This is a genomic window from Bradyrhizobium pachyrhizi (assembly GCF_001189245.1).
GTDB classification, from domain to species: domain Bacteria; phylum Pseudomonadota; class Alphaproteobacteria; order Rhizobiales; family Xanthobacteraceae; genus Bradyrhizobium; species Bradyrhizobium pachyrhizi.
This window is the reverse complement of sequence record NZ_LFIQ01000118.1, coordinates 165509-179221: the sequence shown is the minus strand read 5'-3', so window position 1 is coordinate 179221 and position 13713 is coordinate 165509. Positions and strand designations below refer to the sequence as shown.

Below are 13713 nucleotides of genomic sequence, written 5' to 3'. Positions count from 1 at the left end.
CGGGAGTGAAACGGCAGGCGTCTATAAATATGCAGTGTAGGAGCCGATCCATACCAGGATCGACATGAGCAAGCCGATGACGCCGGCGTTTTCTGCGAACACAGTGGCGGTGCCGGGCATCCCGAGCCGAAGCTGGCTGCGGTCGATGGTTTTGGGGATGGAAATCGCCGCCGGATAGACCTTGGCGCCGCCGATCGAGCCGACCCGCGCCAGCGTGCCAGAGACCGCGATCTGCCCTTGCCCCACGCCTTGCGGGATAGCGGTGACTGTCGCTTCGTGGATATGGCCAGGGTCGTCATCGAACACGAGCTTGACCCGCGCGCCAGGCTTGATGGTCCTGAATCCGTTCGGTGGGAACATGCCGGCGACGACGATATCATTTGCCGCGATGAAAGACATCACCGGTCGCGCCGGCATCGCACGGTCGCCGACGGACAGCGCCATGATCGTAACGACACCGTCACCGATGGCACGGATCGTCGTTTGCTCGAGCTCCCACCTCGCATGGTCGAGCTGAGCCTGGATCTGCGCGACGGTTGTGTTGACGCCGCCGATTTCCGACTCCATCGCCAATTGCGCGCTCAGCTGCGCGGCCTTGGCCGCCTGGAGCTGAAACTCGACCGTGTCGTGCTGCACCTGGATGTCTTGCAGTTTAAACTCGGTCTGCGCGTCCTCGCTGACGAGCTTGCGGTAATCGGCAAGCCGCTGGGCGTGAAAGGCGAGCTGCTTGGTTAGCCCATCGACATTCGCCGTCGCCTGTTCGTAAGTGGCCTTCAGCTGCTTGACCTGCTGGCGTGCCCGGGCGAGCGATGCATCGAGCTGGCTGACCTTGTACTGGAACGGCGCCGGATCGATCCGGAACAGCACCGCGCCGGCCTTCACCGGCTCGTTCGGCTTGATCCGTATTTCGATCACCTCGCCGGAAACATTGGGCGCGACCTCCATGACACGGGAAATCACGACAAAGCTTCCAGATGGGGTCAGGTAATTGAACATCGCGAGGAACACCGCGAGGATGAAGGCACCGAGCAGCCCCGCGACAGTGCCGGACGCCCAGCCCCATCGCACCAGCTTGAGCCTGAAGAAGACGAGCCAGACCAGAACGAGGTAGAGCGTCAGAATGATGAGCACGACTGGGTTCCTTTATCGGCCAAAATGCCTGCATCGCGACACTGTCGCCGCGCATCCGGCCGATATAAATCCGATCTCTACGACACGCGCTTGAAGCCAGGCGGTTTCCACGTCCCCTCGCCAGCTGGCAGAATCGATGGCGGTGTGGTTTTCGGCCAGTACAGTCGCATCGCCACATAGATCGGACCATCCGGCGCCGGCAGCCAGTTGGCTTCCTTGTCCGCTCCCGGAGATTTGCTCTGGACGTAGATCGTCAGCGAGCCATCGGAGCCGAGCTTCATGTGCGGCAGCATCGGCGAGTTGATCAGATAGCGGTTGATCGGGTTCTTCACCAAAAGCTGCGTCTTGCCGTCATACATGGTGACCGACCAGAAGGCATTGACCGGCGGCAACTGCCCCGTCGGGAAGGTCAGCGTGTAGTTCGACTTCGAGCAGTCAAGTTCCTTGCCATCGGCATCCACTTTGCCCAGAGGGTACATCGCCTCCGCCGCGTCGTTGCCATAGATGCCGGCCTTCGCAGCTGCCGCGCGCAAGAGCCAGTCGCCATGGTAGAATGAGGCATCGCCGAACGCCGAGCCGACACGCCACCCGTTGTTGTCCTTGCCGATGGAGGCAACGGCCTCGGTGACCCTGCGCTCGCCCTCCTTCATGCCCAGCAGGATCTCGGCCTTGTCTTCCAGCGAGAGGCTGCGGAAATCAAAGCTCTTGCCCGGCCCCACGCCAATCCTGGCGAGTTGCTCGCGGATCCAGCGATCCTCCGGCAGCGCCGGTGCGAATTGAAGCGCGAAATCCAGATATTCGAAGAACTCGGTGCGGACGAGGTCCTTCGCGAATTTGGGGAAAGAAAGCGCGGGTGCGGGCGCGGGTGCGGGCTGGTTGAGGAAGCTGGAAAGCGGCTGCGTCTTGTAGCCGGCCTGAACCTTTTTGACAGCCTCGATATCGGCCGGGTCGAACAACTGCGTGCGGAAAAGTCCCAGGCAGAAATCGGTGGTCGACCGGAATACTTTCTTGATGCCGGGGGGCGTTACACCGGTCCATCGCGGGCCGACGACCATATAGCTTCCGGCATCGCTGCCGGTGGCGCGTGTGCCGACATAGCCGAAATTATACGTGTTAAGGTCGTTCAGCTGCAGCGAATAGTAGCGCTTGGGATCGACCGCCGGCACCGAAAAGACCATGGGCTCGGCCCGCAGGTCCAGCCATGCGAAAGAATACGGCGTGTCGCTGTTGGGCGAGATAACGGCGGTATCTTCGTATGTGTAGACGCGCGCTTCGTTGAACAGCGTATTGAACGGCGCCTTGTACTGCCCTGACGACTTGTCGACCGCGTACTCATTCATGATGCCATAGGCCATCACCATCGGCAGGCCGTAGATGAAGCCGGCCTCGGCAATGTCCTTGGCCTTGAAGAATCCCGGACGCTCGGACGATTGGGCCCAAGCCTGGCTTGATTCGGCGCCAGCCGCGGTGATGGTCGCCAATGCCGCAGATCGCAGGAAATCGCGCTTGGTCAGCATACGCGGGCTGGGGGGCGATCGCTTTTGCATCAAAATACTCCGTTTTCGTGGGGGACGGGCATGGCACGCTGAGCGTCTTCTCGTCCGCTTACCAATTGGCCGAAAACGCGGCGACGCGCTATGCAGATTCGGCAATCCGCAGCTTCGACCGCGAAGCAAGCAGCTTGCCGGGCGGCATGTTCGCGTCCTTCGATTTGAAAACAATCAGCGATGGAACGACTTGGGGTTTGGTGGCCCCGATGCTCCTTAGTAGCGTCGGGTCTTGCGCTAAGGTCATGATGGGAAAAGAATGGAGGCCGGCTGAATTGGCCGGCCTCCTTCTTCATCAGTAACCACCGAACTTGTAGTTAACGCGCAGCGCGAGCAAACTCGCGTCCGTCTTGGTATTGGTGGTGATCGACGTGATCGGCCTGAGTGAAGGCGTCAGGAACGTGTTGCTTTCATTCACCCGCCACAGATAGTCGTACTCGATGCCGGCCGTCCAATTTGGAGAGAAGCCGTACTCGAAGCCGACGCCCACGACGCCGCCCCAGCGGGTCCGGCTCGCAAAGGCGAGCCCCGTGCCGGTCACGCTGTCGATGACGGCAAAGTCCTGGCTGCCAACCGCACCACCGCCCTTGACGTAGAACAAGGCCTCGTTGGCCGCGTAGCCAAGTTGAGCCGTGAAGAGGCCCAAGCCGGCGAGGGTCGACTTGTAGGTGCGGGTTGGATCCTGCGCGCTGATGCGCGTGTTGCGGATGTTGGCCCAGTCGCCCTGCGCTTCCAGGCCGTACACCAATTGTCCGGCCTGCCAGCGATAACCAAGCTGGCCACCGATAATGCCGCCGCCTTTGCTATTGCAGCCTTCCGCGAAGACGCCGCCAATTCCGTTGATGGCGGTGAGATCGATACACTGGTTGCTCCAGCCATATCCGCCGTTCGCGCCGAGATAGAAGCCGGACCAGTTGTACATCATCGGCACCGGGATCGGCGCCGCCTTGTAGGCGGGCCGCTGAGGAAGGTCGGCGGCTTTTGCAATACCCGTGAACGAAACGGACATCACCGCTGCCGCGCTAAGTAAGCTAATTTTTTTCATTGCCTGCAAGCCTCATCAAGTTGGAAAACACCGAAGCGATTTGCCATCGACCTTGTCTCACTCGGTATGCAAAAACTGTCATCGCGGACCATTTCGCCGCGGTGTTGCACGAAAACACCATTCCAACACTCACAGCGAACTCCCAGACTTCACTGCACGAAACCGGCGATACCTCGGATGACAACTCGCGAAACAGCAAGCGGTAGTGTCCCGCAAGCCCGCCGAACTCGGTGACGCCATGGGCCGCCAGGATATCGGCCAATATCGCTGATACGTCGTTCTCGCGAACGGTCGCATGATAAACGAGGTTTAACTGCCGTAGCGGCAGATCGTGCTTCGGCGACACTTCGCTCGGCGGCGACCACGCCACCCATTCGACATGACCAAAACAAATGACCAAGTCGGACACCTGGCATGGCGCGCCATCAGGTGAAACAGAGACTCTGCGGCTTCGGCAAAGCCGCACAAGCGGATCGGTCTGTAGCAAGCGACCGACGCCGTTCTCAGACGATCTACTTCACCTGGATTGCCATCAGTTCCCGCTCCGCTTTCAACACGACAGCAATGGCATCGATGATGAGTTTTTCGGGATTGGCCTTGCAGTAAACGATGACTTCGTGCTCGATGAGCTTGCCCTTGCGCAGGTCGAGGAAATGCTTCTTGGCAAGGCCATTGTACCAACCGCTGTACCAGGCCGTCAGCGCGTCGGCGTCTTCCTGGAAGGTCCCTGCGAGTTGCGCGCAGGTCAGCTTCTGGACATCGATGAATCCGTTCGCATCGACATAGGCGGACAGCGGCACCTGAGCCTTGGCTGAAGCCATGGCGGCAACAAGCAGAGTGACGGAAAGCAGCAGTCTTGAACGCATTAGTGACCCCATTTGGAATGAATGGCATGTGGAGAGATTTAAGACGGTCCGGACTTCGGAATGCGGGCGCCCCTCGCCGGCGGCCAGCATCCGACGCGAAATTCGATGAGCGGGCATTTTTTCGGGATGGGTGGGGCGTCATCGCCCCGCGCTTGCGCATCGTCGCCCAAAAATGGCCGCGCAGAGAACACCGCCGGACGCGAAGGTGCGCCGAACAAGACCGAAGGTGTTCATCGGTTCACTCGGTTCAGAATCGGTAGTTGATGCCGCCGCGGACGATATTCAATCGATCCTCGCTGACTCCGGTGCCGACGACTTTCGTGTAGAGATACTCGGCCTTCAAGGACCAGTTCGGTGTGAAGCCATACTCGACGCCCAGACCCGCGGTGATGCCCGGCCGCCAGGACGAACCCGAACAATCCGGAAGGACGCCAACCGTGCCGCAGGGTACTCCGGCGATGGTCGATGCGCTGGCGGTCGACTTGACGAAGGCTCCGCCGCCGGTCGCGTAGAGCAACACGTTATTCATGGCGATACCGACTCGCGCCCTCACCGTCGACAGCGCGCTGATGTTCGACGAGGTGTTCAGCGTGACGCCCTGCCCGAGGCCGAGAATGCTGGGTGTTACGACGGACGAACCGTTGATGTTGGCCCAGTCCAGATCGCCTTCGAGGCCGAGCACAACATATCCCTGCTGAATCTGTGCGCCAAACGTGCCGCCGATCATGCCGCCGCTGATGTCGTAACCGACACGATCGAACCTGTTGGCGAACAGCACCAGCGGGTCCTGATTGCCCCAGCCATACCCGCCGTTGACGCCGACGTAAAATCCCGTCCAGTTATAGACGGCGGCAACCGGAGCCGGCGCCTTGTAGGCGGGCGCCACCGGCAAGTCCGCCGCAGCTGCATAGCCGCCCATCATCCCCGCAGCTGCGACCGCAACTGCAAACTTACCAATCTTGTTCATTGCCACACCTGAATAATTGAAGAAATTCGTGCAGCACCAAATCGCATCTCATGCGCGGAGCCCACTATGCAGTTTCGGACGCCTTCCCTCAATTTTCCCGCCTGTGGCGAAGTTGCCATAGCCGAAGCATCGACGCGTCGATGTTGAGCGCAGGCCCATCGCAAGTCGCATCTGGGTGTCAGGCGAGCGGGCTGACGAACACGCAAATTCTGACAATCCGGTGATGTTGGGCAGCGACCGGACGCTCTTCGCCTGGTTCAACTTTGACGAAGATCGACCGGGCGACCGGCAGCCTAATTGCGCACGAAATAGAGCGGCGTCCTGAGCGTGAGCTGGTAGGCAGGCTTCGGCACCCACATGATTTGCGCGGTTACGCCAAACAGGCGGTTGTCGTTGTCGTCCATCCGATCAAGATCGAGCCGGACGATCGGCTGGGTGAAGGAGGAGACCGACACGAGGTTCGAGAGCTGAGCGCCGCCGAAAACCTGCATGCCTGCGCGGCCCGTAAACTTCCAATTGTTCGGCCATTGGTAGTAACCGCCGACATAGCCCATGATATCCGAATGAATCGTCGCGAGTGGACTGCCGACGATAACCCGCGTGTCCTGCATTCCTGCGATCCACCCACGAGTCTCTTCTTGGTCGAGCGCATAGTCGAATTCGAAAATATTGGTAAATGTCGTGGCCGCAAACGGCCCATTCGGAATCGCCTGGGTAGTGGTCGATTGCCAGCTCAAGGTCGGAATCGAGCCGCCGTTCTGGTTGTAGAGATTAGCCTGAAAACCAAGATTCCAACTCGTGATCGCCACAGGCGACCGGCCGATCATTGGAGTGCCGGTCGAACTTGCTGATACGCCGGCATAAAGCGAGACGTCGTCGGTCACGTCGATCGACATCGGAAGATCGACCACGACGCTCTGGGCGCCCGGAAGCGTCGCTCTGCCAGCAATCGCCGGCAAGCTGCCGGCGTTCGATATCGCGGCCGATTGCAAGGCCGAATTACCGAAACCGATTGCGAGCGCGCCGGCGGGCACTTTGGCGTAGGAAGTTCTCATGTCGAGGTAGACGTTCGGCGTGCTCGACTCCCCCTTCGAATCATCGTCGTCGGCACGGGCAATTCCGCCGGAGAAGCCAATCAATACGGCGAGGACCACGCACGGGAAACGAACGCAATTGCGCGCCTCCCGCGCCCCAACTTTCGCAGTGACCTGCGAGATGCATTCCTCGAACAAGATCAAGAAGCTTTCCTCGAACAGAAGGGCATCGCATCGCGGCAAGCGCTCCTACGGCAGATCCGGCTCCTTGTTGTTCTCGAATGAGGCCGGCTCGGCCAATGGCGGCTCGGATGATTCCGCGAACCAATGGTGAATGACAGTCGAAGGTATTGCCCGTCGCGGTGTGCAGGGATTGATGGTGCCCGCTGTCACGATGTAGCCCTGCTCGAACTTCTGGCGAGCAAACCTCTGGGCGTCGAGCTCGGTTGGAAAGCTCTCACTTGATCTCGGACGTCGTTGCGCCGATGCTTTGCGCACCTCCTTCGGCACCTCAAACGAAACAAACCATGTTTTCGGCAGGTCAGTCGGCGCCGAGTCTTCCGATTCGTTTTCCCTGTGGGCTCTCGCCTATCTCTGCCAGTTCGCGCACTTCATGCAATTTCGGCACAAAGAACTGGAGCCGCGTCCCAGCCCAGAAGGCGATCAGACCGCGGAGCTTCAATAGATCGGACGCAGTTGGAGGCCGGAAAGGCCGACGGTGACATTGATGGCAATCGATCCCTCTACCGAAACGGGCTGCAACGCAAATGACCGCCCCGAGCCACCGACAAGAACGTTGACACCGGCGCCCAAGCCGAGGCCGATATCACCCGACGCCCCGACATATTCGCCGGCGAGAGCTCCGACCGGAGGGCCTGCCGTCGGGGCAAGCACCGCCCAGCCGAGTGCGCCTCCTGCCGAAACACCGATATCGATTCCGACGGTGTTGAGGGCACCTTCATAGAGTTGAACCGGGAACGGCGGGTTTTGTGTAAAGCGACATGACATCGACTGATGACCGAATATGACAAACCCAACACTGGGGTCGACCTTGCACGCCAGCATGCCGATCTGAGTCCACGATGCCTGTTGGGCGCTCGCAGAAGACATGCAGCCGGACCATGCGCAGAGGGCGCAGAGAATAGCCAGGATTCGTACACGCATTTGCTTCCAGATCATCTCGAAAAAGCCTCGTTGATCGCGGGCAGGCGCTTGGTCCTGAACCGCCTTCTGCTTCTCGCAGAGGAGCATGTGCGAAGCCGACGCGACTATGCAAAATCGGTACGCCGGACCCGCCATGAGCGAAAAATTGCGCCATCGAGGGCTGAATGACGGGTAAAGAGGCCCCTGACGGAGCAGCTTGTCATATCGTGCGGGTCTGCCTGGCGGTGGCTGGAACGACGAGGCTGGGCAAGAGCTTACGATCAGCCAGCTGTTGCTCTGACGAAATTGCATAGTCGATCTCGAAAGCGCGGGCTATTCGGTTTTCAATCCGAGCGTTACGTCCCCACTGCGCCTGCAAGTCGTCGCGCGCGTACCCGGTTCGCGGAGGAAAGCATCCAGATGCTGATCGACACACCGACCACCGCACACCTGTGCAGGTCATTTCGCAGGTGACGGCGCCAGCATTTCTCCTTGGCGCAGTTGCAGCTTTCGTTTCGGTTCTAATCGGGCGGACAAACCGCATCGTCGACAAGCTACAGGCACTGCACGCTACAATCGACGTCGACATTTCTCGAACGCACCCCGACGTGCCGCACCTTAGGCGCCGGGCCGTGCTTTTGAACAAGGCAATCGTTCTTTCGACGATCAGCGCGATCGTCACGTCGCTACTGGTGATCCTGCCGTTCGTCTGCACCTTCTTCCAGTTCCGGCATGAATACGGGGTTGCCCTGCTCTTTGTTATTGCGTTGAGCTTCTTTACGCTTTCGCTGGTGGATCTGGTCCGCGAGGTCCGCCTGTCGCTGCATGACCTCAGCCATTACAAACCAAGCCGAATCCCGTAGCAAACGAAGGCGTAGCTACAGTCGCCAAGCAGGCTGGGCCGCGTGCGTAAGTTGCGCCACTCAGCGATCAGCGCGACATCGAACATCATCACTTCCGGTATTGCTCGGCGCTGACCTTTTCCATCCGATCGACGGCCTTGCCATCGAGAGATTCCTAGATGGCGATATGGGTCATGGCTGTCGTGGAGAGGCGCCATGCCAGTGCTAGTCCCGGCGGAAGCCAAACGACGTCGCCGGGCGAATCGCTTCGGGCCGCTTTCGCATCGCTGCCATTCGAGCCCTGCGGTCAAGATCTGCGTGCGCCAAGTCGTGCCTGCGCATGAGTTCCGACGCGATCAGCGCGGCCACGTACAGCGCTAGAGCAAGTACAGTGCCCAGCCGCGTTGCGCTGCGCCCCGTTCGAGTGCGGGGCTTTGGGTTGTCGAATGATAGTCTGCTCTGCCACGCGGTTGCTCCGTGCGATAATGACTGCTCACGGAAAGGCCCGTGATCGTGAACGGAACATAGAGCTCAAGGCGGTCCGCGATTACGGGATTCAGGTCATGTGGTTCGGACCTTAATTAATGCTTAGGGCTTGCGCGCATGGCGTAGTTTAACAGCACGCTACGGGGCGCGAAATCGTTCAAAATCGTAGGTTCGCGCACAAAATCGTGCAGATGGCGGAGAGAGTGGGAGTCAATCCCACAGTTTTCGATCATTCCACTCCGAACAACCGAGAGAGACTGCTCGCAAGTGCACTTCGCGGGCGTCGAGGCGGTTAGAACAATGCTGCATCAAACGCACGCGTTCGGCCCAATAGGCCGCGCGGCCGTAAATGCTCGGATCTTGTTCCGGTCGCCCTTGCGCCGCACCACCTCGTCGGGCCGACGGCGCTTTTTTCTCCGTGTCGTGGGGTAACCCCCCATTGAGCAGGCTCGACGCGGTCAAGCGGTAGCCACGCCTGCGCTGGTCGCCGCCGGCGCCAATATCACTGCCCATAATCTGAAGCGCCTTATTCAGTGTGTTGTCGGACATTGGCGCGCCATCGTCATTGGAGGTCCAGACGATCGCGGACCAGCGTCGCGCGATCAGCGCTTTCGGCGTCGGCCTCGCGCCGACAAGAGCCCTCCCCTTAAACTCGCGGTCGTCCTTCCGGGATTTCGGGTCAGAGGCGGGTCCGATTCCAGTCGGGGAATTGTGGAGTCCAGCATGGCATACGCGTGCCCGCGGCCGGAAGCCTGCTGTTTTTTTCGGCTAACCACGCGTCATCCTGTTGGTATTTGTGTTGGTATCGGCAGCACCACAAGAAAAAATTTGATTTCAATTCAATTGGTTATGGTGCTAGACGATTGTCGGCCAGGGGCACCACGCTTCGCCCTTGCGGGCTACGGGTGGCGCAGCCACGCGAAGGTAAGGGCGAAGTGCGTCCGGCGAAGCTTGAGCAACGCGAGAGCGAAGACGGACTCCCGCAATCCCCTTGCTTTTGTTGGCCTCCGCCAGCGTGCGTCGCCTCGCACTGCGCCTCCGTCGTTTTGGGTCTCTTGAGCGCAGCATCGTGATGCGCCTTTAGGCACGCGCACACGCGAATTGACGTGATCGCTCCAGCGCGTCGTCAAAATTCCGATTGACCCGCGGCCGCCGGACGAGACGTACTGGCCATATTTTGGCCATAGCCCGTTTCTTAAACGCCTGCGCGGGCCATACCCCGCCTTCGTTTTGCGTCGCCTGACCGATGCGGTCGCTTCGCAAGCCAATCGCAGATCATCGCTGCGCTTCCCCCACAACATGGATGGTCTGCCAACAGCAAGAAGGACTTTGTAATGCGTAAACTTCTGGCCGCTGTGGCGGTTCTTTTGGCGTTCGCTTCAACTGCCGAAGCCCGCGGCCGTCACCATCACCATCGGCACTATGCACATTCCGGTCGCCCAGCTGCGTGGTGCGGGTGGTTCATGCGCACCCAGGTCGGCGGCGATCCCGGTCCGCAATTCAATCTGGCCCGATCCTGGGCGAGCTACGGCACCAACGCCGGCGGCCCTTCGGTCGGCACCATCGTGGTTTGGCGTCACCACGTCGGCAAGATCGTGGGTCAGGAGAACGGCCAGTGGATCGTGCAGAGCGGCAACGACGGGCATGCCGTGCGCACGCGGCCGCGCTCGCTGGCTGGCGCCATCGCATTTCGAAATGCCTACGCTTCGTTCTAAAGCGCGATGAGATTGGGTCGAATCGTCATCGCGCTTTGGCCTTTTGTTTGAGCATGATCTTTTCGGAAAACCGCTGCGCACTTTTCCGGATCATGCTTTAGGGAACCTCGACGCGTCAGCTGACACGCGAGCTTGCGACACCCGGCGGTATACGAACCGTTCATGATCGCGGCTTACGTTGGAACAGGGTTTCGCCCTGAAGCCCTCAGACGGGCGCCGTCATCTGTGTTGACCAGATGGCGGCGCCTTTTCAGGAGCCAATTGGCTTGCCCCAGAAATCGAAAAAAGTCGCGACGACGGCTCAGACTGCTCCCTATTGGTCGGCGGCTTACGTCAGTCTGTGCAATGGCGTAACGGTTTTCGCCGTGACCGGCGGCGTGCTCGGATTTCTGCTGGTCGCCAGGCACTATCTGTGAACTTCAGCGCTTTCCGAGGCTCCTCAGATACGCGCAGAACAAGTCGGCCATGGCGTCGGCATAGGTCGCGATCTCAGCGGGCGTTCGCGGGCTCTCCGAAAAATCCTTGCCGACCGTGCTTAGCGTCGTCGTGATCAGATCGCCGGCCATCGCGCGCACCGCGCCGGACGCTTTCGGCAACGCCTCGCGCATGAAGGCTTCGACGATGCGCTCGCCGGATGCCCGCGCTTGGCGCGCCTCGGGCGCATCGCGATAGAGCGGCGCGGCGTCGCTGAGCGCGACGCGCACCGCGGCCTCCTCGCATTCGGAGCGGATGAAGGCGTGGACCAGCGAACGCAGCCGATCGAATGGCGGCCGCTTGGCATCCTCGAGGATGTCACGCAGCAGGCTGGTGGTCTGCCGCCACTCGTCGCTCTGCAAGCGGAACAGGATCGAGGCCTTGTTCGGGAAGTACTGGTACAGCGAACCGACGCTGACGCCGGCCTTCTCGGCCACCCGCGCCGTGGTGAAACGCTGCGCGCCCTCCTTGGTCAAAACCTGAACAGCCGCATCGAGAATCGCCGCGACGAGCTCGGTCGAGCGGGCCTGTTGCGGCTGTTTTCGCGAGGAAATTGAGGAGCTTCGCCGCTCGGTCATGGACATCCTGGGGAATGCGATTAGCGAATGCGAATAATTATTCGTATTTGTGGCGAGGCGCAAGGAGCGCCGCTTTCACACCGGAGATCGACATGACCACCCTCATTTCACCTGCGCTCGCGGACCTGCTCGAGCGCCTGTTCGCGCAAGCCTCGGCCGCGGTGGAGGAAACCCGGCTCGCGGTGGCCGACCTTTCCGACGCGGACCAGGCGCGCCTGATGCGGAGCAAGACCGACTACCGCGCGCTGTACGGCCGGCTCAGCAATGTGCCGCTCGCGGTCTCGCGCGAGACCGGCGCGCTCCTCTACATGCTGGCGCGCGGCAGCCGTGCGCGGAATATCGTCGAGTTCGGCACGTCATTCGGCATCTCGACGCTGCACCTTGCCGCCGCGCTGCGCGACAATGGCGGCGGGCGCCTGACCACCAGCGAGTTCGAATCGTCCAAGGTGGCGCGTGCGCGGGACAATCTCGTCGCCGGCGGGCTCTATGACCTTGTCGAGATCCGTGAGGGCGATGCACTCCAGACGCTGCGCACGGGTCTGCCCGATACGATCGACCTCGTGCTGCTCGACGGCGCCAAGGCGCTCTATCCCGATATCCTCGATCTTGTGGAGAGCCGTCTGAAGCCGGGCGCCTTCGTCGTCGCCGACAACGCCGATGACAGCCCTGACTATCTGGCGCGCGTGCGCGCGCCGGCCAACGGCTACACCTCGGTGCCGTTCAACGGAGACGTCGAGCTGTCGATGCGGCTCGGCTGAAGCGAATATCGAAGCGCGGGTTCGACGCGGCCGGACCCTGCCGCTCAGATCATCGCAGCGACGCGTTCCAGACCAATCAGGCGCGCCAGCGAACGGACCTCGTTCTTCTGATCCTCGCGGAGCTGGAACAGCAGCGGCATCGCCGCCGACTTCAGCTGCTGGACCTCCTCGGAGTCCGGATCGATCGGCATGCTGCCGGATGCGGGATCGCCCTGGCGCTTGGCGTGGATCTTGCGGGCGACGGCGCGCAACGCGGTCTCGACCGCCGGCCAGTAATATTCCTGCGACGACGACAGCTTCAGCCGGTCCTTGATGCCGGCGATCTGGGCGTCGCTCAGCAGCGCGTAGCTCTTCTGCGGCGCCGGCTTGGCGGTCGCCTTGGGCTTCGGCGGCGCCGGGGCGGCCGGCGCGGGCTCGACGATCTTCGGCTGAGCCGCATCGACGGGGTCGGTGATCTTCGGCAGGCCGACATCGGTCGGCTCGACGGAGGCATAGGCCTGGCGCACCGTGTCAGTCGCGCCCGGAATCGCGGCTTGCGCCCGCAACAGGAGCGGAGACGGATTGGCGGGAGGTTCAATCGGCTGGGGCGCCTCAAACGAGGCCGCCGCAAGCGTCGTGACGGCGAGCTTGTCCTGCTTGCTGGCACGGTTGGCGACCGGTCCAATGTCGGCCTGCGCCGCCGGCAGGCTGTCACGGCCCAAAATGGCTGTTACCGCGGCGCCCGCGAGGAGGAAGCATGTCAGCGCGGCGAGGGTGATGGCTCTGGTCAAAAACTACTCCATTGCCGGCCGGTGTCACCGCAAACTGCGCGCGAAATGCGGCGGTACCGTGCCGTGACGACGCCAAATAGGTGAAATTGTCCCGAAACGGCCGGAAAATCAGGCCGCGACGTCGAGCTCATAGGCTTCCTGGATGTCGGCCACGATCTCGTGCGCCGTCCAGAGCGCGCCGGGCTGGACCGAGTGCATGCTGACCGTCCAGTTGGTCCGGCGGGTGCGCGGCGTGCTGACAATGTCGAATTCGACCTGACGGCACAGCGGATGCCGCTGCAGGGCGTAAAACACCCGGGTCCGGAGCTCGTCGAGCGATGCCGGGGTCTTGGAGAGCGCCTCAAAGGCCATGTCGCA

Annotated in this window: 17 protein-coding genes; 5 read left to right on the top strand and 12 right to left on the bottom strand. The window is 61.2% G+C overall.

The annotated features are described in order from the left end of the window. Positions 1 to 21: 21 nt before the first annotated feature. Together AKL29_RS34760 and AKL29_RS34755 are read right to left on the bottom strand one after the other, a co-directional pair. Positions 22 to 1131: an HlyD family secretion protein gene (locus AKL29_RS34760; RefSeq protein WP_028337094.1), complete on the bottom strand. Its 1110-nt coding sequence runs from the start codon at positions 1129 to 1131 to the stop codon at positions 22 to 24. A gap of 77 nt (positions 1132 to 1208) precedes the next feature. Further along, a complete protein-coding gene (locus tag AKL29_RS34755; RefSeq protein ID WP_028337095.1) occupies positions 1209 to 2648 on the bottom strand; it encodes a DUF1254 domain-containing protein in 1440 nt (479 codons plus the stop codon). Between AKL29_RS34755 and AKL29_RS43525 the strand changes: the two genes are divergently transcribed. Next, positions 2612 to 2980 carry a hypothetical protein gene (locus AKL29_RS43525; protein WP_167350452.1) on the top strand — a complete coding sequence of 123 codons (369 nt, stop codon included), beginning with the start codon at positions 2612 to 2614 and terminating at the stop codon, positions 2978 to 2980. The genes AKL29_RS34755 and AKL29_RS43525 overlap by 37 nt on opposite strands. Here AKL29_RS43525 and AKL29_RS34745 read toward each other — a convergent pair. The 6 genes from AKL29_RS34745 to AKL29_RS41340 form a co-directional block, all read right to left on the bottom strand. Next, a complete protein-coding gene (locus tag AKL29_RS34745; protein WP_050387259.1) occupies positions 2974 to 3723 on the bottom strand; it encodes an outer membrane protein in 750 nt (249 codons plus the stop codon). The two genes, AKL29_RS43525 and AKL29_RS34745, sit on opposite strands and share 7 nt — an antisense overlap. Further along, positions 3710 to 4132, bottom strand: a complete 423-nt coding sequence (locus tag AKL29_RS42425; RefSeq protein ID WP_152977882.1) for a hypothetical protein — start codon at positions 4130 to 4132, stop codon at positions 3710 to 3712. The genes AKL29_RS34745 and AKL29_RS42425 overlap by 14 nt, the downstream gene beginning before the upstream one ends. Positions 4133 to 4235: 103 nt before the next feature. Further along, positions 4236 to 4589, bottom strand: coding sequence for an HdeA/HdeB family chaperone (locus AKL29_RS34740; RefSeq protein WP_038377883.1), 354 nt, complete (start codon positions 4587 to 4589; stop codon positions 4236 to 4238). 247 nt (positions 4590 to 4836) lie between these two features. After that, complete coding sequence (locus AKL29_RS34735) at positions 4837 to 5556, bottom strand: outer membrane protein (protein WP_152977881.1); 720 nt, start codon at positions 5554 to 5556, stop codon at positions 4837 to 4839. Positions 5557 to 5849: 293 nt separating this feature from the next. Then, a complete protein-coding gene (locus tag AKL29_RS34730) occupies positions 5850 to 6794 on the bottom strand; it encodes a hypothetical protein (protein WP_244482586.1) in 945 nt (314 codons plus the stop codon). 474 nt (positions 6795 to 7268) lie between these two features. Beyond that, the gene (locus AKL29_RS41340) at positions 7269 to 7841 is read right to left on the bottom strand and encodes a DUF992 domain-containing protein (RefSeq protein WP_050387256.1); all 573 of its coding nucleotides are present in this window, start codon (positions 7839 to 7841) and stop codon (positions 7269 to 7271) included. Between the two features lie 344 nt (positions 7842 to 8185). Between AKL29_RS41340 and AKL29_RS34720 the strand changes: the two genes are divergently transcribed. Continuing rightward, positions 8186 to 8596, top strand: coding sequence for a DUF2721 domain-containing protein (locus AKL29_RS34720; protein WP_038377885.1), 411 nt, complete (start codon positions 8186 to 8188; stop codon positions 8594 to 8596). A gap of 675 nt (positions 8597 to 9271) precedes the next feature. Here the strand turns inward: AKL29_RS34720 and AKL29_RS42420 are convergent. Then, positions 9272 to 9610, bottom strand: coding sequence for a hypothetical protein (locus AKL29_RS42420; RefSeq protein ID WP_152977880.1), 339 nt, complete (start codon positions 9608 to 9610; stop codon positions 9272 to 9274). A gap of 914 nt (positions 9611 to 10524) precedes the next feature. Between AKL29_RS42420 and AKL29_RS34715 the strand changes: the two genes are divergently transcribed. Further along, complete coding sequence (locus AKL29_RS34715; RefSeq protein ID WP_028337101.1) at positions 10525 to 10776, top strand: C40 family peptidase; 252 nt, start codon at positions 10525 to 10527, stop codon at positions 10774 to 10776. A 266-nt stretch (positions 10777 to 11042) separates the two neighbouring features. Further along, positions 11043 to 11192, top strand: a complete 150-nt coding sequence (locus AKL29_RS43070; RefSeq protein WP_157345851.1) for a hypothetical protein — start codon at positions 11043 to 11045, stop codon at positions 11190 to 11192. Positions 11193 to 11195: 3 nt separating this feature from the next. On the opposite strand, the gene AKL29_RS34705 is transcribed toward AKL29_RS43070, so the two are convergent. Next, on the bottom strand, positions 11196 to 11828 hold the full coding sequence (locus tag AKL29_RS34705) for a TetR/AcrR family transcriptional regulator (RefSeq protein WP_050387299.1): 633 nt from the start codon (positions 11826 to 11828) through the stop codon (positions 11196 to 11198). 92 nt (positions 11829 to 11920) lie between these two features. Between AKL29_RS34705 and AKL29_RS34700 the strand changes: the two genes are divergently transcribed. After that, positions 11921 to 12586 carry an O-methyltransferase gene (locus AKL29_RS34700; protein WP_050387254.1) on the top strand — a complete coding sequence of 222 codons (666 nt, stop codon included), beginning with the start codon at positions 11921 to 11923 and terminating at the stop codon, positions 12584 to 12586. Between the two features lie 44 nt (positions 12587 to 12630). On the opposite strand, the gene AKL29_RS34695 is transcribed toward AKL29_RS34700, so the two are convergent. Together AKL29_RS34695 and AKL29_RS34690 are read right to left on the bottom strand one after the other, a co-directional pair. After that, positions 12631 to 13356 (bottom strand): hypothetical protein, encoded by a 726-nt coding sequence (locus tag AKL29_RS34695; protein WP_050387253.1) that lies wholly within the window; start codon positions 13354 to 13356, stop codon positions 12631 to 12633. A 108-nt stretch (positions 13357 to 13464) separates the two neighbouring features. Beyond that, entirely contained in the window at positions 13465 to 13707 is a 243-nt protein-coding gene (locus tag AKL29_RS34690) for a hypothetical protein (protein WP_028337105.1), read from the bottom strand. Positions 13708 to 13713 lie beyond the last annotated feature (6 nt).